Origin of the sequence: Streptomyces yangpuensis (genome assembly GCF_001005295.1) — a bacterium.
Taxonomy (GTDB): Bacteria; Actinomycetota; Actinomycetes; order Streptomycetales; family Streptomycetaceae; genus Streptomyces; species Streptomyces yangpuensis.
The window spans coordinates 316,147-334,605 of the sequence record NZ_LBMK01000006.1; the positions used below are offsets into that span (position 1 = coordinate 316,147).

Annotated in this window: 15 protein-coding genes; 5 read left to right on the forward strand and 10 right to left on the reverse strand. The window is 73.6% G+C overall.

Going from position 1 to position 18,459, the window contains the following annotated elements; genetic code table 11:
* Window positions 1-30: 30 nt before the first annotated feature.
* From hflX to miaA, 6 genes are all read right to left on the reverse strand, one after another.
* Window positions 31-1,536, reverse strand: a complete 1,506-nt coding sequence (hflX, locus tag AAT21_RS27790; protein ID WP_046779664.1) for a GTPase HflX — start codon at window positions 1,534-1,536, stop codon at window positions 31-33.
* 133 nt (window positions 1,537-1,669) lie between these two features.
* Window positions 1,670-3,139 (reverse strand): M1 family metallopeptidase, encoded by a 1,470-nt coding sequence (locus AAT21_RS27795; protein WP_046779665.1) that lies wholly within the window; start codon window positions 3,137-3,139, stop codon window positions 1,670-1,672.
* An 85-nt stretch (window positions 3,140-3,224) separates the two neighbouring features.
* Entirely contained in the window at window positions 3,225-5,306 is a 2,082-nt protein-coding gene (locus AAT21_RS27800; protein WP_046779666.1) for a RelA/SpoT family protein, read from the reverse strand.
* A 140-nt stretch (window positions 5,307-5,446) separates the two neighbouring features.
* The gene (gene dapF, locus AAT21_RS27805; RefSeq protein WP_046779667.1) at window positions 5,447-6,322 is read right to left on the reverse strand and encodes a diaminopimelate epimerase; all 876 of its coding nucleotides are present in this window, start codon (window positions 6,320-6,322) and stop codon (window positions 5,447-5,449) included.
* 42 nt (window positions 6,323-6,364) lie between these two features.
* A complete protein-coding gene (locus AAT21_RS27810; RefSeq protein WP_107081408.1) occupies window positions 6,365-6,877 on the reverse strand; it encodes a hypothetical protein in 513 nt (170 codons plus the stop codon).
* A 132-nt stretch (window positions 6,878-7,009) separates the two neighbouring features.
* A complete protein-coding gene (gene miaA / locus AAT21_RS27815; protein WP_046779669.1) occupies window positions 7,010-7,948 on the reverse strand; it encodes a tRNA (adenosine(37)-N6)-dimethylallyltransferase MiaA in 939 nt (312 codons plus the stop codon).
* Between the two features lie 227 nt (window positions 7,949-8,175).
* On the opposite strand from miaA, the gene AAT21_RS27820 reads away from it, so the two are divergent.
* On the forward strand, window positions 8,176-8,343 hold the full coding sequence (locus tag AAT21_RS27820) for a gliding motility protein (protein WP_235439237.1): 168 nt from the start codon (window positions 8,176-8,178) through the stop codon (window positions 8,341-8,343).
* A 23-nt stretch (window positions 8,344-8,366) separates the two neighbouring features.
* Window positions 8,367-8,612 carry an antitoxin gene (locus tag AAT21_RS27825; protein ID WP_046779671.1) on the forward strand — a complete coding sequence of 82 codons (246 nt, stop codon included), beginning with the start codon at window positions 8,367-8,369 and terminating at the stop codon, window positions 8,610-8,612.
* A gap of 89 nt (window positions 8,613-8,701) precedes the next feature.
* On the opposite strand, the gene AAT21_RS27830 is transcribed toward AAT21_RS27825, so the two are convergent.
* Window positions 8,702-9,424 carry a class III extradiol dioxygenase subunit B-like domain-containing protein gene (locus tag AAT21_RS27830; RefSeq protein WP_046779672.1) on the reverse strand — a complete coding sequence of 241 codons (723 nt, stop codon included), beginning with the start codon at window positions 9,422-9,424 and terminating at the stop codon, window positions 8,702-8,704.
* Window positions 9,425-9,468: 44 nt separating this feature from the next.
* Complete coding sequence (gene miaB / locus AAT21_RS27835; RefSeq protein ID WP_046779673.1) at window positions 9,469-10,992, reverse strand: tRNA (N6-isopentenyl adenosine(37)-C2)-methylthiotransferase MiaB; 1,524 nt, start codon at window positions 10,990-10,992, stop codon at window positions 9,469-9,471.
* Window positions 10,993-11,167: 175 nt separating this feature from the next.
* On the opposite strand from miaB, the gene AAT21_RS27840 reads away from it, so the two are divergent.
* Window positions 11,168-12,163, forward strand: a complete 996-nt coding sequence (locus tag AAT21_RS27840) for a TAXI family TRAP transporter solute-binding subunit (protein ID WP_046779674.1) — start codon at window positions 11,168-11,170, stop codon at window positions 12,161-12,163.
* A gap of 3 nt (window positions 12,164-12,166) precedes the next feature.
* On the opposite strand, the gene AAT21_RS27845 is transcribed toward AAT21_RS27840, so the two are convergent.
* Both AAT21_RS27845 and AAT21_RS27850 read right to left on the reverse strand, forming a co-directional pair.
* Complete coding sequence (locus AAT21_RS27845) at window positions 12,167-13,177, reverse strand: ROK family protein (protein ID WP_046779726.1); 1,011 nt, start codon at window positions 13,175-13,177, stop codon at window positions 12,167-12,169.
* A gap of 84 nt (window positions 13,178-13,261) precedes the next feature.
* The gene (locus AAT21_RS27850) at window positions 13,262-14,392 is read right to left on the reverse strand and encodes a LacI family DNA-binding transcriptional regulator (protein WP_046779675.1); all 1,131 of its coding nucleotides are present in this window, start codon (window positions 14,390-14,392) and stop codon (window positions 13,262-13,264) included.
* A 412-nt stretch (window positions 14,393-14,804) separates the two neighbouring features.
* Between AAT21_RS27850 and AAT21_RS27855 the strand changes: the two genes are divergently transcribed.
* The gene (locus AAT21_RS27855) at window positions 14,805-16,058 is read left to right on the forward strand and encodes a glycoside hydrolase 5 family protein (RefSeq protein ID WP_235439238.1); all 1,254 of its coding nucleotides are present in this window, start codon (window positions 14,805-14,807) and stop codon (window positions 16,056-16,058) included.
* A 156-nt stretch (window positions 16,059-16,214) separates the two neighbouring features.
* On the forward strand, window positions 16,215-18,362 hold the full coding sequence (locus AAT21_RS27860) for an endo-beta-N-acetylglucosaminidase (RefSeq protein WP_046779677.1): 2,148 nt from the start codon (window positions 16,215-16,217) through the stop codon (window positions 18,360-18,362).
* The last annotated feature ends 97 nt before the right edge of the window (window positions 18,363-18,459 follow it).

Here is an 18,459-nt window from a genome sequence, read left to right on the forward strand (position 1 = left end):
CCACACCGTCAGGCGATGGGCACCGCCCGGCTACTGCTTCGCCAGCGCGTACGGCGCCAGGTCCGCCGCCAGTTCCTGATGGACGCGCACCTTGAGCAGGGTGCCCTCCGCGGTGTGCTCCTCGGAGATCACCTCGCCCTCGGCATGCGCCTTGGCGACGAGCGAGCCGCGCGTGTACGGCACGAGGGCCTCCACCTCGACCTCGGGCCGCGGCAGCTCGGAGTCGATGAGCGCGAGGAGTTCCTCGATGCCCATGCCCGTCCGCGCCGAGACGGCGATGGAGTGCCGCTCGATGCGCAGCAGCCGCTGCAGCACGAGCGGATCCGCGGCGTCGGCCTTGTTGACCACCACGATCTCGGGCACGTTCACCGCGCCGACCTCCCGGATGACCTCGCGCACCGCCGCCAGCTGCTCCTCCGGCGCCGGGTGCGAACCGTCGACGATGTGCAGGATCAGGTCGGAGTCGCCGACCTCCTCCATCGTGGAGCGGAACGCCTCGACGAGGTGGTGGGGCAGGTGCCGGACAAAGCCGACCGTGTCGGCCAGGGTGTAGACCCGGCCGCTCGGCGTCTCGGCCCGGCGTACGGTCGGGTCGAGGGTGGCGAACAGCGCGTTCTCCACCAGGACGCCCGCGCCCGTGAGGCGGTTGAGCAGCGAGGACTTGCCCGCGTTGGTGTAACCGGCGATGGCGACCGAGGGCACCTTGTTGCGGCGCCGTTCCTGCCGCTTGATGTCACGTCCGGTCTTCATCTCCGCGATCTCCCGGCGCATCTTCGCCATCTTCTCGCGGATCCGTCGCCGGTCGGTCTCGATCTTGGTCTCACCGGGGCCTCGGGTGGCCATGCCGCCACCGCCGCCGCCACCCATCTGCCGGGACAGCGACTGACCCCAGCCACGCAGTCGCGGCAGCATGTACTGCATCTGCGCGAGCGCGACCTGTGCCTTGCCCTCTCGGGACTTGGCGTGCTGGGCGAAGATGTCGAGGATCAACGCGGTCCGGTCGACCACCTTGACCTTGACGACGTCTTCGAGGGCGATGAGCTGACCGGGGCTGAGCTCGCCGTCGCAGACGACGGTGTCGGCGCCGCTCTCCATGACGATGTCACGCAGCTCGCGGGCCTTGCCCGAACCGATGAAGGTCGCCGGGTCCGGCTTGTCGCGGCGCTGGATGACGCCGTCCAGTACGAGAGCACCCGCCGTCTCGGCGAGGGCGGCGAGCTCCGCGAGGGAGTTCTCCGCGTCCTGCACCGTGCCGGAGGTCCAGACACCGACGAGGACGACGCGCTCCAGGCGGAGCTGTCGGTACTCGACCTCGGTGACGTCCTCGAGCTCGGTGGAGAGGCCGGCCACGCGGCGCAGGGCCGCGCGCTCGGAGCGGTCGAACTGGTCGCCGTCCCGGTCTCCGTCGATCTCGTGGCTCCAGGCGACGTCCTCTTCCATCAGGGCATCGGCCCGAAGGCTCTCGGTGAAGCTCTGCGAATCACGCATCTCGGATGCGTCCCGCGCGTCCTGGGAAGGGGAAGAAGAGGAGGTCATTGGATCCTTACGTCGATTCGAATAGCCGTGTCACGTCCGGCGGGGACACGGTAGCTGTCTCGTCCAACGTGTCACACCACCCGGGGATTCCCCGAACGGACCCGTCGATGGTGACATGCCCGTTCCTCGGCGGTCACACCCTTTTCCCGGCGGGCGCGGCCTTGTCGGCCGCCGGGGCGCTCCACTCCGGGTGCCCCGGCATCGGCGGGGTCTTGGCCCCGTACAGCCACGGCTCCAGGAAGGGCCCCAGGTCACGGCCCGCCTCCTGCGAGGCGAGGCGTACGAAGTCCGCCGTGCCCGCGATGCCGTCCCGGTACTGCTCGACCCAGCGCCGTTCGATCCGATCGAAGGCGGCGGCGCCGATCTCCTGCCGCAGTGCGTAGAGGATCAGCGCGGAGCCGTCGTAGACCACGGGCCGGAACAGTCCGATCTTCTCGCCGGGCGCGGCCGCCTTCGGGGCGGCCGGGGGGCCGCCCGCCGCCCGCCACTGGTCGGAGCGCTGGTACGCCTCGCGCATGCGCCGCTCCAGGGAGTACTTGCCGAGCCCGTCCGCGTACAGGGCCTCGTACCAGGTGGCGTGTCCCTCGTTGAGCCACAGGTCGGACCAGGTCCGGGGGCTCACGCTGTCACCGAACCACTGGTGGGCGAGCTCGTGGACCATGACCGCCTCGACGTACCACTCGGGGTAGCCCTCGCCGGAGAACAGGCTGCTCTCGAAGAGCGAGAGGGTCTGCGTCTCCAGCTCGAAGCCGGTCGTGGCCCGGGCGATCAGGATCCCGTAGTTCTCGAAGGGGTAGCGGCCGACCCGCTCCTCCATCCACGCGATGTGGCCGGCGGTCTTCTTCAGCCAGGGGTCGAGGCGCTGCCGGTCGGCGGCGGGCACCACGTCTCGCAGCGGCAGTCCGTGCGGGCCGGTCCCGTGCACGACGACGGAGCGGCCCACGGAGACCTGGGCCAGCTCGGTGGCCATCGGGTGCCGGGTCCGGTACGTCCACGTCGTCGAGGCGCCCGTACGCCGGGCCGGTCCCGACTGGAGCCCGTTGGCGACGGCCGTGAGCCCGGCGGGGGCGCTGATCCGGAAGGTGAAGAGGGCCTTGTCGGCGGGGTGGTCGTTGCAGGGGAACACGCGGTGGGCGGCGTCCGCCTGGTTGGCCATGGCCAGACCGTCCTCGGTGGGCACCCAGCCGCCGTCCCCGCGGCCGCGGGGATCGCTGGTGTGCCGGACGGTGATGCGCAGCGCGCCGCCGTCGGCGACCGCGCGCCGCGGGGTCAGCACGAGGTCCTCCCCCACGCTCTCGAACCGTGCGGGCTCCCCGTTGACCTCGGCGGACGCCACCTTGCCGTGGGTGAAGTCCAGGTTGATCCGCTCCAGCGGCTCCAGCGCCCGGGCGTCGATGACGGTGACCGCGTCGAGCGGGGTCAGGTTGTCCTTGTAGGAGAAGGACAGGTCGTACGAGAGCACGTCGTAGCCGGGGTTCCCGAGCTCGGGGAAGAGCCGGTCGCCGATGCCCAGGGGCTTCGGCGGGGGCAGTACCGCGGCGACGAGGGTGAGGGAGGCCGCGGCGAGCAGGGCGGCGCGCAGGCGGGGCGAGGAGAGCTGCATCCACCACCGCTTACCAGGGCCCGCCGCGGGGCCGTGCACGGCGCGCGACGGGTCCACCCGAACGGGATCTTCCGGCGGCCGCCCCCTACGCCCGGCTGACGTCGTACACGCCCGGCACGTCCCGCATGGCACGCATCAGCGCCGGGAGTCCGGCCGCGTCGGGCAGCTGGAGGGTGTAGGTGTGCCGGACCCGCCCCTCGACGGGCGGTTCCACGGTCGCGGAGACCACCTCGACGCCCTCGCGGGCGATGGCCTCGGTCAGGTCGGCGAGCAGATGGGGGCGGCCGAACGATTCAGCGAGCAGGGTGACCCGGCAGTCCGCCGTGGCCCGCCAGTGCACGGCGACGGAGGTCCGGCCCACGGCGCGCATCTGTGCCACGGCCGCGCACTGGACGCGGTGCACGGTGACGGCTCCGCCGCGGACCAGGAAGCCGGCCACCGCGTCCGGCGGGACCGGGGTGCAGCACCCGGCCAGCCGTACGGTGGCGTCGGGCAGGTCGGCGACGGCGTTGGCCCCGCCGCCCCGGGCCCCGACGACCGACAGCGGGGCCCGCGCGGCCGTGGTGGTGGCCATGGCACGGTCGGGGTGGGCATCGAGCCAGCTGCTGATGGCGATGCGGGCGGCGGGCGTCCTGGCGTGGTCCAGCCATTCGGCGGCCGGTCCGGAGGAGGTGTCCTGCGCGAGCAGCAGCTGGACGGTGTCCCCGTCGGACAGCGGTGAGGACAGCGAGGTGAGGCGCCCGTTGACGCGGGCGCCGATACAGCCGTGGGCCGCCTCGCCGTGCTGCGCGTAGGCGGCGTCGATGCAGCTGGCTCCGGCCGGGAGGCCCAGCGTGCCCCCGTCGGCCCGGAACACGGTGATCTCCCGGTCCTGTGCGAGCTCGGCGCGGAGCACGGTCCAGAAGGTGTCGGGGTCGGGCGCGGACTGCTGCCAGTCGAGCAGCCGTGAGAGCCAGCCGGGCCGGGTGGGGTCGGCCCGCTCCTCGTCCGGGTGGGCGGTGGCGTCCGGGGTAGCGGTGGCGTACGGGTTGCCGAGCGCGACCACGCCGGCCTCTGCGACGCGGTGCATCTGCCGGGTGCGCACGATGACCTCGGCCACGTAGCCCTCGGGGGTGGCCACGGCGGTGTGGAGCGACTGGTAGAGGTTGAACTTGGGGGTGGCGATGAAGTCCTTGAACTCGGAGACCACCGGGGTGAAGCAGGTGTGGAGCTCGCCCAGGACGGCATAGCAGTCGGCGTTCTCGCCGACGAGGATGAGGATGCGGCCGAAGTCGGAGCCGCGCAGCTCGCCGCGGGTGCGGGAGATCCGGTGCACGGATACGAAGTGCCGGGGCCTGACCTGTACTTCGGCGGCGACGCCGGCCTCGCGCAGGACGGTCCGTACGGAGTCGGCGATGCCGGGCAGCGGGTCGCTCTCGCCGGCGTGGGCGGCGATGAGGGCGCGGGTGCTCTCGTACTCCTCGGGGTGCAGGATCGCGAAGACGAGGTCTTCCAGTTCGGTCTTGAGGGCCTGTACGCCGAGCCGCTCGGCCAGCGGGATCAGGACGTCCCGCGTGACCTTGGCGATGCGTGCCTGTTTCTCGGGGCGCATCACGCCCAGGGTGCGCATGTTGTGCAGCCGGTCGGCGAGTTTGATGGACATCACGCGGACGTCGTTGCCGGTGGCGACGAGCATCTTGCGGAAGGTCTCCGGCTCGGCGGCGGCGCCGTAGTCGATCTTCTCGACCTTGGTGACGCCGTCGACGATGAAGCAGACCTCGTCGCCGAACTCGGCACGGACCTGATCGAGGGTCACGTCGGTGTCCTCGACGGTGTCGTGCAGCAGAGAGGCCGTCAAAGTGGTTGTCTCGGCGCCCAGTTCGGCGAGGATGAGGGTAACGGCGAGCGGATGTGTGATGTACGGCTCACCACTTTTTCGCATCTGGCCGCGGTGGGAGCTCTCCGCGAGGAGATAGGCACGTCGCAGAATGGACATATCGGCGTCCGGGTGGTGGGCGCGATGGGCCTCGGCGACGTGGCCGATCGCGTCCGGGAGCCGGTCCCGGGACGTCGGCCCGAGCAGGGCCGCGCGCCCGAGCCGGCGCAGATCGAGCCTGCTCCGGCCCCGTCTGCGGAGCTCAGGGCGCGCTTCGGGGTGTGCTTCGGGGTTCGTGGCCTCTGCACTCATGGGCACCTCCGGCGGCTTCGACCGGCGGTGGGGGGCATGGGGTGAGCCCTCAGGGCCGGTGCCTGATGTTACCGACCCCACCACGTGGCGCAGTCCACCTCTCGCGCAGCGTGAAACGGATCACCCATTAGAGGGAAGCTTCAGGAGAAAGCCGTTTCGGTGAGCCAGGCCTCGTCGAACGCGCCCGCGGCCACGATCACGGCCGGTCCGGTCATGTCGATCCGGCCGTCGGGGTGTTCGGTGATGACGAGCGTTCCGCCGGGGAGGTCGACGGTGTACGTGGCCGGTTCGCCGGTGGTCGCGGGGTCCACGCCGTCGCGGCGGATGGCGGCCACGGCGACGGCGCAGGCGCCGGTGCCGCAGGAGCGGGTCTCGCCGGAGCCGCGCTCGTGGACGCGCATGGCGACGTGCCGGGGGCCGCGGTCGACGACGAATTCGACGTTGACACCCGTCGGGTAGGCGGACGCCGGGCTGAAGGGCGGGGCGGTGTCCAGATTCCCGGCGTCGTCGAGACTGTCGACGAACGCGACCGCGTGCGGGTTCCCCATGTTCACGTTGCGGGCGGGCCAGCTGCGCGCTCCGACGCTGACGGTGACCTCGCCCTCGGGGAACTCGGCGCGGCCCATGGAGACGGTGACGTCGCCCGCCTTGTCGAGGTGCACGTGCTTGACGCCGCCGCGCGTGGCGACGGCGAGGTCACCCGGTTCGACGTGACCGGCGTACTGGAGGTAGCGGGCGAAGACGCGTACGCCGTTGCCGCACATCTCGGCGATGGAGCCGTCGCTGTTGCGGTAGTCCATGAACCACTCCGCCTCGTCGGCCAGGTGCGCCGCCTCGGGGTGCGCGGCGGACCGGACGACGTGGAGGACCCCGTCGCCGCCGATGCCGGCGCGCCGGTCGCAGAGCTTCGCGACGGCGGACGCGGGCAGCTCGATGGCGTTGTCCGGGTCCGGGACGATCACGAAGTCGTTCTCGGTGCCGTGGCCCTTGAGGAAGGGGAGGGTGGTCTGCGTCACCCGCCCATCGTACCGAGCACCTGCTCGGAGCCGCGGTGGAGGTCAGCGGAGCCGGGCGACCCGGTACACGGCGAGGCCCACGACGACCAGCGCGACCACGGCGTACAGCGCGGCCATGCGCCAGTCGGCGCGGCGGCCGCTCCCCCGGGCGGGGAGGCCGGGCCAGGTGTAGCCGACCCGTCGGGCGGCCATCATCCCCCAGCCTCCGGCGCAGCAGCTGATGAGGAAGCCGAGCATGGCGACCACGGCTCCGCCGTCGCCGAACTCGAAGGCGAGGGGGAAGGCGAACATCAGCGAACCGGCCGCGGCGAGCATCACAATGGGGGCGATCTGCCAGACGCGCAGACGGCGCTGCGGTCGCAGTTCGACCTCGAACTCGGGTCCGGCGGCCGCCTCGGCCTCGGCGGTGTCCGGGGCGTCCGGGCCGTCGGGGGTCAGTCGCGCGGGGTCAGCGGGCAGCCCGAGGCCCGCGGTCCCGTCCGTCCCGCCGAGAAGCATCGGATCCGCCTCCCGCCGGGTGTCGTCCCGCCCGGTGTCGCGAGGGCCGGCCTCCATCGCCACGCGCCCTCCCTACTCGGACTCAGTACGCCGCCATGCATCGCAGGTGATCGCACCCGCTGGAGTTTGATGATGGCACGCCCTCGGGCCCGCTACGGGCGCCCGGGGCTTCCCGATGCCATCACGTGATCAGGCTGTAACCGCTCGTTCGACCAACGACGTGGCAAGTCCGGGGAGTTCCCCCCGGTCCGCGGCGGCCCCGCTGAGCCAGTGCACCCGCGGATCACGGCGGAACCAGGAGTCCTGGCGGCGGGCGAACCGCTTGGTCGCCCGGACCGTCTCCGCCCGGGCCTCGTCCTCGGTGCACTCGCCGGCGAGCGCGGCGAGCACCTGCTGGTAGCCCAGCGCGCGGGAGGCGGTGATGCCGTCCCGGAGCCCGCGGGCCTCCAGCGCGCGGACCTCGTCCACCAGCCCGTCCTCCCACATCCGGTCGACGCGCAGCGCGATCCGCTCGTCGAGCTCGGGCCGGGCCACGTCGACGCCGATCTGGACGGTGTCGTAGACGGACTCGTGGCCGGGCAGGTTCGCGGTGAACGGCTTGCCGGTGATCTCGATGACCTCCAGCGCGCGGACGATGCGCCGGCCGTTGCTGGGCAGGATGGCCCGGGCGGCCTCCGGGTCGGCGGCGGCGAGGCGGGCGTGCAGGGCGCCGGGGCCGCGCAGGGTGACCTCCTCCTCCAGCCGGGCGCGGACCTCGGGGTCGGTGCCGGGGAACTCCATGACGTCGAGGGCGCCCCGGACGTACAGGCCGGATCCGCCGACGAGGACGGGAGTGCGGCCCTCGGCGAGCAGTCTGTCGATCTCCAGGCGGGCCAGCCGCTGGTACTCGGCGACGTTGGCGGTGTCGGTGACGTCCCAGATGTCGAGGAGGTGGTGCGGGACACCGCCGCGCTCCTCGGTCGTCAGCTTGGCGGTGCCGATGTCCATCCCCCGGTACAGCTGCATGGAGTCGGCGTTGACGACTTCGCCGTCGAACCGGCGTGCCAGGGCTACGCCCAGGTCTGACTTTCCTGCCGCGGTGGGACCGACGACGGCGATGACCCGCGGGGCGGGGGCTGCTTTCCTCACCGCCCCAGTCTCTCAGCCCCCGGTCAAGACACGTCCATGTACCCGATCGAGCTACGTGACGGGGCCGGAGGGGGGTCGTTGCCCTGGCGGGGTTCCGGCCGGGCGCACGCCGTACGCACGCCCGGCGCAGACCGGTTCGGCCACCGCGGAACTTCACTCGCACGCGTAACGTTACGGGAGTAGACATGGGCGTTTTTGATCGGTTTTTCCGTCGTAGGGGCGAGGCCGTGACCGAGGAGGTCGCGGCCGCGGCTCCGGCGGCGGAGTCCGGTGCGGCCGACGAGGCCGGAGCTGCTGTCGCGGAGAGCGAGCCGGTGGAAGCCGTGGAGATTCCGAAGCAGCAGTCGGCCGAGGTGGCCGCGGACAGCGAGGCCGGCGAGGGCGCCCGGACGTAGGACACGCCAACGGAAGGTGACCCATGGGCCTGCTGGACAATCTGAAGGCCAAGCTCGCTCCGGCGAAGGACAAGGTCGGTGACCTCGCGCACCAGCACGAGGGCAGGATCAGCGAGGGTCTGGACAAGGTCGCCAAGGCCGTGGACTCCAAGACCAAGGGCAAGTACAGCGGCCAGATCACGAGCGGGACGGGCAAGGCGAAGGACGCTCTGGGCAAGATCGCGCACAAGGACGCTCCCGGCGGGCCGACGCCGCCGACGGGCCCCTGACGCGTTCACGGAAGGGGCGCGGAACCGGCATCGTCCGGTTCCGCGCCCCTTCGGCATTCCCGGACCCGTGGGCCGCCCCTGCCCGCGCCCTACGACCAGGCGGCGACGAAGTACCCCACGCCGTACGGGGCGTCCTCGTACAGCAGGCGTCCGGTGAGGTCCGCACCCTCGGCGGCGCCGGCCAGCACCTGCCAGGGGGCCCGGCCGGCGGCCTGGAGGTCGGCCGCGAGCGCGGCGTCGATACCGGCGAGCGCGGCCACGTCGGCGGCGCCCAGCGCACGGGCGGCGGCCGCATCGAAGGCCGCGGCGCGTTCGTCCAGGTAGCCGGGGGCCTTGAGGGTGCGGCATGCGCTGCCGTCCCCGAGGACCAGCATGGCCACGCGGTCTGCGGAGCGGCCCAGGTCCGCGCCGAGCAGGCCGCAGCCGCTCGGGGGGAGGTCCTCGGCGACGGCCACTCCGGCGACCGGGGCGGCCGACCAGCGGGCCTGGCCGAGCAGCCAGCCCCCCACGGCGAGGGAGGCCGGGAGCGCGGCCCCCGTGGCCTGGCCGCTCGGCGGCTCGCCGAGGTCCGGGCCCAGGGTGACGGTCAGGTCCACGCCGAACCCGGCGAAGCTGCCGGGGGTGCCCTGGTCGTACCCACCGCCTTCGGCGGCGGCCCCGACCACGACGAGCAGGTCGGGCCGGGAGGCGGCGAGCACCGCGAGCGCGTCGGAGCAGGCGGTGCGGGCGTCGCCGAGTTCGGCGGCGGCGCCCGCGGCGACCTCCGGTACGAGCAGCGGCGGGGCGGGACAGACGGCAGCGGCTACGAGCATGATCCGCAGCCTAGCCGGGCCGCCGCCCCACGGCTGGCGGGACCTCAGGAGGAGGCCGGCACCGAGCAGCCGGAGGCGACGGCCGGAAGGGGCGCCGGGACGCCCAGCGTCGGGATGCCGAGCATGACGCCCGCCGGCTGGGCCGGGGCGGCGTTGCGCTTCTCCCAGGCGTCGCCGGCGCGGGTGCGGCGCACGGTCAGGGTCGGGCCCTCGGCCAGCAGGTGGTGCGGGGCGGCGTAGGTGATGTCCACGGTGACCACGTCACCGGGGCGGACCTCCTGCTCCGGCTTGGTGAAGTGCACCAGGCGGTTGTCGGGGGCGCGGCCGGACAGGCGGTGCGTGGCGCCGTCCTTGCGGCCCTCGCCCTCGGCGACCATGACCTCCAGCGTGCGGCCGACCTGCTTCTTGTTCTCCTCCCAGGAGATCTCCTCCTGGAGGGCGACCAGGCGCATGTAGCGGTCCTGTACGACCTCCTTGGGGATCTGCCCGTCCATGTCGGCGGCGGGGGTGCCGGGCCGCTTGGAGTACTGGAAGGTGAACGCGTTCGCGAAGCGGGCCTCGCGCACCACGTGCATCGTCTGCTGGAAGTCCTCCTCCGTCTCACCGGGGAAGCCCACGATGATGTCGGTGGAGATCGCGGCGTGCGGGATGGCGGCGCGGACCTTCTCGATGATGCCGAGGAAGCGCTCCTGGCGGTACGAGCGGCGCATCGCCTTCAGGATCGGGTCCGAGCCGGACTGCAGCGGCATGTGCAGCTGCGGCATCACGTTCGGCGTCTCGGCCATCGCGGCGATCACGTCGTCGGTGAAGTCGCGCGGGTGCGGGGAGGTGAAACGGACCCGCTCCAGGCCCTCAATCTGGCCGCAGGCGCGCAGCAGCTTGCTGAAGGCCTCGCGGTCGCCCAGGTCGGAGCCGTAGGCGTTCACGTTCTGGCCGAGCAGGGTGATCTCCGAGACGCCCTCGGCGACCAGCGCCTCCACCTCGGCGAGGATGTCGCCGGGCCGGCGGTCCTCCTCCTTGCCGCGCAGCGCCGGAACGATGCAGAAGGTGCAGGTGTTGTTGCAGCCGACGGAGATCGAGACCCAGGCGGCGTACGCGGACTCGCGGCGGGTCGGGAGCGTGGAGGGGAACGCCTCCAGCGACTCGGCGATCTCGACCTGCGCCTCCTCCTGGATGCGGGCGCGCTCCAGTAGCACCGGGAGCTTGCCGATGTTGTGCGTACCGAAGACGACGTCGACCCAGGGGGCCTTCCTGACGATCGTGTCGCGGTCCTTCTGGGCGAGGCAGCCGCCGACGGCGATCTGCATGCCGGGGCGCTTGGTCTTCATCGGGGCGAGCCGGCCGAGGTTGCCGTACAGCTTGTTGTCGGCGTTCTCACGGACCGCGCAGGTGTTGAAGACCACCACGTCGGCGTCGCCGTCGGAGCCCTCGGGCGCCCGGACGTATCCGGCGTCCTCCAGCAGACCGGAGAGCCGCTCCGAGTCGTGGACGTTCATCTGGCACCCGTAGGTGCGCACCTCGTAGCTTCGCTTCTCGTCCACTGCCTGGCTCCGGTCGCTGCTGGTCATGCAACAAGGGTAGGTGGTGGACGGGAGCCCTCCGGCCGCCGTGCGCCCGGTCCCCCCGCGGGACCCGTCCGAACCGGAAGCACCGCAGGTCAAGGGCGTGAGCGGCGGTCCCGGGCGGGTTCCGCGGACGGCCCGCGCCGTGACAGGACGGCGGCCGGGTGGCAGGATCTCGGCCATGCCTCTCGTACCGCCCCGGATCAGCAGGCGCCACGCCCTGCGGGTCCTGGTGGCCGTACTCGCCGTGCTCGGCGCCCTCACATGGTGGCTGAAGCCTTTCGGGCCGTCGGAGCCGGAGGGCGAGCTGACCTTCAGCACGGGCGCGCGGACCGGTGTCTACCACCGCTACGGAACGCTCCTGCAGCAGGCGCTCGGGCAGGACATGCCCGGGGTGGACGTCACGCTGGTGACCAGCGAGGGCTCGCAGGAAAACCTGAAGCGGCTGGCCACCGGCGAGGCGGACTTCACCATGGCGACGGCGGACGCCGTCGCGAAGTACCAGTACGACGGCAAGCCCGGCGCGGACCTGCTGCGCGGATGCGCGCGGCTCTACGACGACTACGTGCAGCTGGTGGTGCCCGCAGGGTCCACGGTGCAGTCGGCGCGGGACCTGCGGGGCAAGCGGGTGGCGATCGGCCAGCCCGGTTCCGGGGTGCGGCTCGTCACGGAACGGCTGCTCACCGCGGCCGGCATCGACCCCGTCCTGGACCTGACACCGGTGTCCATCGGCATCGACACCATGCCGACCGAGCTGGAGGCGGGCCGGATCGACGCCTTCTTCTGGTCGGGCGGCCTGCCGACGAACGCGGTGAAGGAGCTGTCCGAGCGCTTCGACATCCGGCTGGTGCAGCTCGGCGACCTCGTGGAGCAGCTCCAGGGGAGCGGCAGCCCGACGCGCTACTACCGGACGGCGGTCATGCCGCAGGACGCCTACAGCCGGGCGCGCAACACCAGCTCGGTGACCACGCTGGCCGTTCCGAACCTGCTGGTGACCACGGCCAAGGCCGACCCCGAGCTGACCGAGCGGCTGACCCGGACGGTGATCGGCAGCCGCGACGAGGTCGGGCGCGCGGTGCACGCGGCGCAGCTGGTGGACCTGCGCACGGCGATCTACACCGATCCCCTGGAGCTCCACGAGGGAGCCGGCCGGTACTACCGGTCCGTCAAGCCCTGACGCTCACACCTCGGGCGAGGGCTCGGACACGAACGCGGGCGGGGGCGGGGGCGGGGCCGAGAGCATCGTCGCCGCCGCGGCCGCGCCGATCAGGCCCGCATGGGTGCCCAGGGCCGCCGGCACCACCCGGATCCCCTGGACGAAGGAGAGCGTGGCGTACTGCGCGAGGTGGCTGCGGATCGGGCCGAAGAGGGTTTCCCCGGCGGCGGCCACGCCCCCTCCGATGACCGCGATGTCCGTTTCCACGAGGGTGGCGCCGGCCGCGATGGCGGCGGCCAGGGCGCGGCCGGCGCGGTCGAAGGCGGCCAGCGCGATCGGGTCGCCCTGCGCGGCGGCCGCGGCCACGCCCGCCGCCGTTGCGTCGCGCGAAGTGCCCGCGCCGCCCGCGCCGCCTGTGCCGGAGCCCGCTGGCGGGGTCCAGCCCTGGTCGAGGGCCCAGCGGGCGATCGCCGTGCCGGAGGCGATCGACTCGACGCAGCCGCGGCCGCCGCAGGCGCACGGCTCGCCGTCGAAGGCCACGCTGATGTGGCCGATGTGGCCCGCGTTGCCGGTGGGGCCGGGGTGGAGCCGGTTGTCGAGGATCAGGCCACCGCCGACGCCCGTGGACACCACCATGCACAGGGCGTTCGCGTACCCGCGGGCCGCGCCCAGCCAGTGCTCGGCCGCGGTCATCGCCACCCCGTCGCCGGCCAGCACGGTCGGCAGGTCGGCGCCACGCGCCGCGAGCTCGGCCGCGACCCGCTCCTGAACCGGGAACTCCCGCCACGCGCCGATGTTGACCGGGCTGACCGTGCCCCGCGAGGTGTCCACGGGGCCCGCGCTGCCGATCCCGCAGCGGACCGCGGACGCCCACAGCGGCGACGCGGACAGGTCTGCGACGACCTCGGCGACCGCCGCCATGACGCCCTCGGCGTCCACTCCGCGCGGGGTGGCGCGGCGGGTGGTGGCCGACATCGTCCCATCGGGGTGCACCAGCGCCCCGGCGATCTTCGTGCCGCCGATGTCGATCGCCACCGTCGGTCCGGCGCCCGCCTCGGCGGCGGGCGGTGTGGGCGACGGGGCGGTGGGGGTGATCACGGTGGCGGCTCCAGGAAGGGGTCAGGAATCAGTATGCGCCGGGGGCGGCGCCGTGCTGTCGCGGGGCTCCAGGCGGGGCCGCTCGCTCTCGCGCACCCGGGGCGGGCCGCCGGCCAGCACGGACAGGAGTTCCTCGGCGGCCAGCCGCCCGAAGCCGGCCGTGTCACGGACGAGGGCGGTGAGGCGGGGGTGGGTGACCCGGCACAGCGCGGAGTCGTCCCAGGCCACGATCGACAGCCGGTCCGGTACGGGGATGCCCAGCTCGGCGGCGACCGCGCTGCCGGCCACGGCCATCACGTCGTTGTCGTAGACGAGCGCGGTGGGGGGCTGCGGCTCGGCGAGGACCCGGCGGGTGGCGGCCGCGCCCTCCGCGTCGGAGTAGTCGGTGACCACCGAGCGCACGTGGTCCGGGCCCAGCCCGCGCTGCTGGGCCTCGGACCGGAGGGAGTCCATCCGGCGGACCGTGTGCGCGAGGCCGGGGAGCCCCGCGATGTGGACGATCCGGCGGTGCCCCAGCCCGTGCAGGTGGTCCAGGACCTGCGCCATCGCCCCCGCGTCGTCGGCCCGGACCGCGGAGACCGACACCGGCGCGGGTGCCGGCGCGGGGGTGCGCGGGGAGCCGGGCACGGGCCCGGAGCCGGGGTCCGGCGCGGGTGCCGGGACCGTCACGGGCCCGGCCGGCGGGCCGGGCTCGCCGATGGTGACCGCGGGCAGGCCCAGCTCCGCCAGCAGCGCCGGGCGCGGGTCCCCCGTACGCGGGTCGACGACGAGTACACCGTCGACCCGGCGTTCGGCCCACCAGCGGCGGTAGACCGCGCATTCGGCGTCCACGTCCTCGACGACCTGGAACAGCAGGGCGGTCCGGGCGGCGGAGAGGACCTCCTGGATACCGGAGACGAGCTGCAGGAAGAACGACTCGACGCCCAGGGTGTGCGCGGGGCGGGCCAGGACGAGTCCGACGGCACCCGAGCGTTCGCCGGAGAGCGCGCGGGCGGCGCTGTTGGCCTGCCAGCCGAGTTCCTCGGCGACGCGGCGGATCCGCGCCCGGGTGTCCTGCGAGACACCCGGCCGGTCGTTGAGGGCGAAGGAGACGGCGCTCTCGGACACTCCGGCCCGTCGGGCGATGTCCTTGATCGTGGGTCTGCGGGCCATGGCCTGTCTCGTTCCTCCTTCGGCCGGTCCGGAACCGAGCGGACGGCAATGGCCGGACCGTACGCGATCCGGCCTCGGCGGGCAGCCCGGACGGCCGCACGCCTGCCGGAGGACCCGTCGGCGGATGGCCCGTCAACCACCACTCCCAGCCCGGTTTCCGGTGTGCGGCGTCGGCCCGGACGGCGCCGAACGTGACCGGAAACCCGCTGCACCTTTCCGCACACTTCCCTGGCCGTTGCCCGTACTAAACCGCATTAGTTTCCCGGCCGCTTCACCACACTCCCCCTTGCCGCGCCTGGGCTCAAGCGCATAAGTCGACGCTCCGGAGGCCCTGTTGACTTTCCGCATCGGCGGCGGCAGTTTGTGGCGCGTCCGGTGAATTCGTATGCACCCCAGAACCCCAGGACTCCTCGTGCAGGATCACGCGCTCCGCTTCGGTGCCAACTACACTCCGGCCCAGGGCTGGTTCCACCACTGGCTCGACTTCGACCTCGACGCGGTCAGGGCCGATCTCGACGCGATCGCCGCGCTCGGACTGGACCACGTCCGCGTCTTCCCGCTGTGGCCGGTCTTCCAGCCGAACCGCACGCTGATCCGGCCGCGCGCCGTCGAGCAGCTCGTCGCGCTCGCCGACGCGGCCGCCGAGCGCGGCCTCGACGTCAACGTGGACGGTCTGCAGGGGCACTTGTCGAGCTTCGACTTCCTGCCCGCCTGGACCACGACCTGGCACCGGCGCAACATCTTCACCGACCCCGACGTGGTCGCCGGGCAGGAGGAGTACCTGTGCACGCTGGCCGCGGCCCTCGCCGACCGGCCGAACTTCCTCGGTATGACCGTCGGCAACGAGATCAACCAGTTCTCCGGCGCCCCGCACCCCGACCCCGACCGCATCACCCCCGCGCAGGCCGCCGACTGGCTGGGGCGGATGCTCGCCGCCTGCGAGCGGGGGGCACCCGGACGCCTCCACCTGCACGCCGAGTACGACGCCGTCTGGTACCGGGACGACCACCCCTTCACCCCCGCCCAGGCCGCCGGGCTGGGCGGGGCGACCGCCGTCCACTCCTGGGTGTTCGACGGCACCGCGCAGCGCCACGGCGCGCGCGGGACGGCGACCGAGCACCACGCGGCGTACCTGATCGAGCTCTCCAAGGCCTGGGCCGCGGACCCGCACCGCCCGGTGTGGCTCCAGGAGGCCGGCGCCCCGGCGCCGCTGATCGGTCCGGAGCAGGCGGCGCGGTTCACCGAGGCCACCGTCGTGAACGTGCTGGACTGCCCGGACCTGTGGGGCGTGACCTGGTGGTGCTCGCACGACGTGTCCCGGGAGCTCGCCGACTTCCCGGAGCTGGAGTACGGCCTCGGCCTGCTGACCAACGACGGCGCGGCCAAGCCGGCCGCCGCCGCCCTCGCCCGGATCGCCCGGGAGTGGCGCGGACGCGCGCACCGGCCCGCTCCGCGCCCCACCGCGCTCGCGGTGGACGTGGGCGGGGCGGAGGCGGCCCCGGGCCGCTCCGTGTGCGCCCCAGGCGGCACGTTCTTCGACGCCTGGACCGTGCTGACGGACCGGGGGGTGCGGCCCGCGGTGGTGCTGGCGGAGCGCGCCGAGGACCCGGCCCATCTGGTGGCGCGCGGCATCACCGAGGTGCTGCGCGTACGCGACGTGGTGTGACCCGACCCTCGCGACCTGCCCGTCGTGGCCCGGCCCGATCCCCCGAACCCGACCGCTCGTGACCAGACCGCTCGTGACCAGACCCTCGTGACCAGACCCTCGTGACCCGGCCCGATCCCCCGTCATCCGACCCGACCGCTCGTGAGGAGCTCCCGCATGTCCGAGACCGACCGCGGCGTCGATCCCCGTACGCCGCCCGTCCCGTTACGGCCGACCCGGCGCAGAGTGCTGGCCACCGGGGCCGGCGCCGCCGCGCTGCTGGGCCTGGCCGGCCGGGCCCGGGCCGCGACCAGCACGGACCCGACGGCCCCCGCACCGATACCCGGGCCGGAGCCGGCCGGCCTGGCTCCGTACGCCTCCTACTGGTTCCCGGACTCCCTCCCGGCGGGCACCCCGGGGCCCGGGATCATATGGCGCTCGCTCAGCCGGTGGACCCCCGAGGACGACCCCGATCTGGCCCACAACACCGCGACCGTGCCGCTCGCCGAGCGGTTCACGCCCGTCCCGGCCAACAGGACCGCCCGGGCCGGACAGGCCCGGATCTCCTCCCTCGTCTCCTTCGCCCCGACCGCCGGGAACCCTTCGCAGGGCTCTCCCACCGCCGACTACTACGCGCTCACGCACTGGGCGTACATCGACGAGCTGGTCTTCTGGGGCGGTTCCGCCGGCGAGGGGATCGTCCTGGCCCCGAACGCGCCCGTGGTCGACGCCGCGCACCGCAACGGGGTCCGGGTGCTGGGCAACGTGTTCCTGCCGCCCGTGGCGTACGGGGGCGACCTCCGGTGGACCCGCGAGCTGGTCCGGCGCGACCCCTCGGGCCGCTTCCCGATCGCGGAGCAGCTCGTCCGGGTGGCGCGGGCGTACGGCTTCGACGGCTGGTTCGTCAACGCCGAGACCGACGGCGGCGACAGCGCGCTGGCCGGCCGGATGCGGGAGTTCCTGCGGGCCCTGCGGGCGGCGGGGGCGCCGCACGGCCTGCGGATCACCTGGTACGACGCCATGAACAGCACCGGCCGGGTCGGCTGGCAGGGCGCCCTGAACGCCCTCAACCAGGAGTTCTACGAGGACCGGGCCGGGAAGGTCGCGGACTCGATGTTCGTGGACTTCCGCTGGACCCCGGACACGCTGGCCTCCTCGGGCGCGCTCGCGGACCGGCTGGGCCGCTCGCGGTACGAGCTGTGGGCGGCGGTGGACACGGAGTCCCGGGGCTGGAATGCGGCCGTCCGCTGGGACGCGATCGTCCCGCGGACACGCGACCACGTCGTCGGCTACGGCTTCTACCGGCCGGAGTGGACCCGCAACCACCTCACGGACCGCTCCCCCGGCGCCTTCCACCACGCGGACGACCGCTTCTGGACGGGGGAGTCCCTGGACCCGGCCCGGCCCGCGCCGGAGAGGTCCTGGCGGGCTCCCGCGACGGTCGTCGCCGACCGGTCCACGGTCTCCGGGCTGCCCTTCGCGTGTTCCTTCAACACCGGTCACGGGCTGCGCTGGTACGAGGACGGTGAGGTCGTCTCGGACACGCCCTGGAACCACCTGGGGCTCCAGGACCGGCTGCCGGGCCGCCGCTGGGTGGTGGAGACCGCCGGGCCGCGTCCGTCCGTCACCCTGGACTTCGCGGACGCCTGGCGCGGCGGTTCCAGCCTGCTGGTGTCGGGCGCCCCGACGGCCCCGGTGACCGTCGGGCTGCACGCCACGCGGCTGCCGCTGACCCGCGGGAGCGTGGTGGAACTGGTGCACGCGACCGGGTCGGGTCCGGTCACGGTCGAGGTCGGCGTGGCCACCCGTGAGCCCTCCGCCCCCGGCAGCCCGGTCCCGTACGTCTGGCTGCGGGCCGGAAGCACGGGCGCGGGGCCGGGCTGGCGCACGGCGCGGGCCGCGCTCGCACCGCTGGCGGGCAGGACCGCGTACGCCCTGGCCGTACGGATCACCGCGCCCGGGGGCGGGCCGCTGGTGTGGCGGCTCGGCGCCCTGTCGGTGCACGACGGCTCCGCCGGCCGGCGCCCGGCCCCGCCCACCGCGGCGGCCGTGGACGCCGCGGCCCGGCAGGACGGCCGGGCCTGGCTGCGCCTGTCCTGGCGGGCGGCGGCCGGTGCGGGGGGACGGCCGCGCCACTACGAGGTGCACCGGGTGCTGCCCGACGGCGGCCGCCGCTTCCTCGGCGGGACCTGCGGAACCGCGCTCTATCTCCCCGGGGTGCCGCGCGCCGGGCGGGAGGGGGCGGCCGTCTTCGAGGTGCGGGCCGTGGACGAGCTGTACGCGCTGTCCGCGCCGGCCCGCACGACGCTGCCCTGGGAGCCCTAGTAGTGCTTGGTCAGGTCGGTTGCGGTTGAGCGTTTCCTTCTGGCCTGGTGTTGCGTTGAAGGGGTGTGACTCCGGACGAGATTGCTGCTGTGCGTGG

Excerpts from the sequence above, each read along its gene's own strand:
- miaB (WP_046779673.1), bottom strand. The coding sequence starts at position 10,992 with ATGACCAGCAGCGACCGGAGCCAGGCAGTGGACGAGAAGCGAAGCTAC.
- AAT21_RS27850 (WP_046779675.1), bottom strand. The coding sequence starts at position 14,392 with ATGGCCCGCAGACCCACGATCAAGGACATCGCCCGACGGGCCGGAGTG.
- AAT21_RS27860 (WP_046779677.1), top strand. The coding sequence starts at position 16,215 with ATGTCCGAGACCGACCGCGGCGTCGATCCCCGTACGCCGCCCGTCCCG.
- AAT21_RS27800 (WP_046779666.1), bottom strand. The coding sequence starts at position 5,306 with ATGAGTGCAGAGGCCACGAACCCCGAAGCACACCCCGAAGCGCGCCCT.
- hflX (WP_046779664.1), bottom strand. The coding sequence starts at position 1,536 with ATGACCTCCTCTTCTTCCCCTTCCCAGGACGCGCGGGACGCATCCGAG.
- AAT21_RS27795 (WP_046779665.1), bottom strand. The coding sequence starts at position 3,139 with ATGCAGCTCTCCTCGCCCCGCCTGCGCGCCGCCCTGCTCGCCGCGGCC.
- AAT21_RS27830 (WP_046779672.1), bottom strand. The coding sequence starts at position 9,424 with ATGCTCGTAGCCGCTGCCGTCTGTCCCGCCCCGCCGCTGCTCGTACCG.
- AAT21_RS27825 (WP_046779671.1), top strand. The coding sequence starts at position 8,367 with ATGGGCCTGCTGGACAATCTGAAGGCCAAGCTCGCTCCGGCGAAGGAC.
- AAT21_RS27810 (WP_107081408.1), bottom strand. The coding sequence starts at position 6,877 with ATGGAGGCCGGCCCTCGCGACACCGGGCGGGACGACACCCGGCGGGAG.
- AAT21_RS27840 (WP_046779674.1), top strand. The coding sequence starts at position 11,168 with ATGCCTCTCGTACCGCCCCGGATCAGCAGGCGCCACGCCCTGCGGGTC.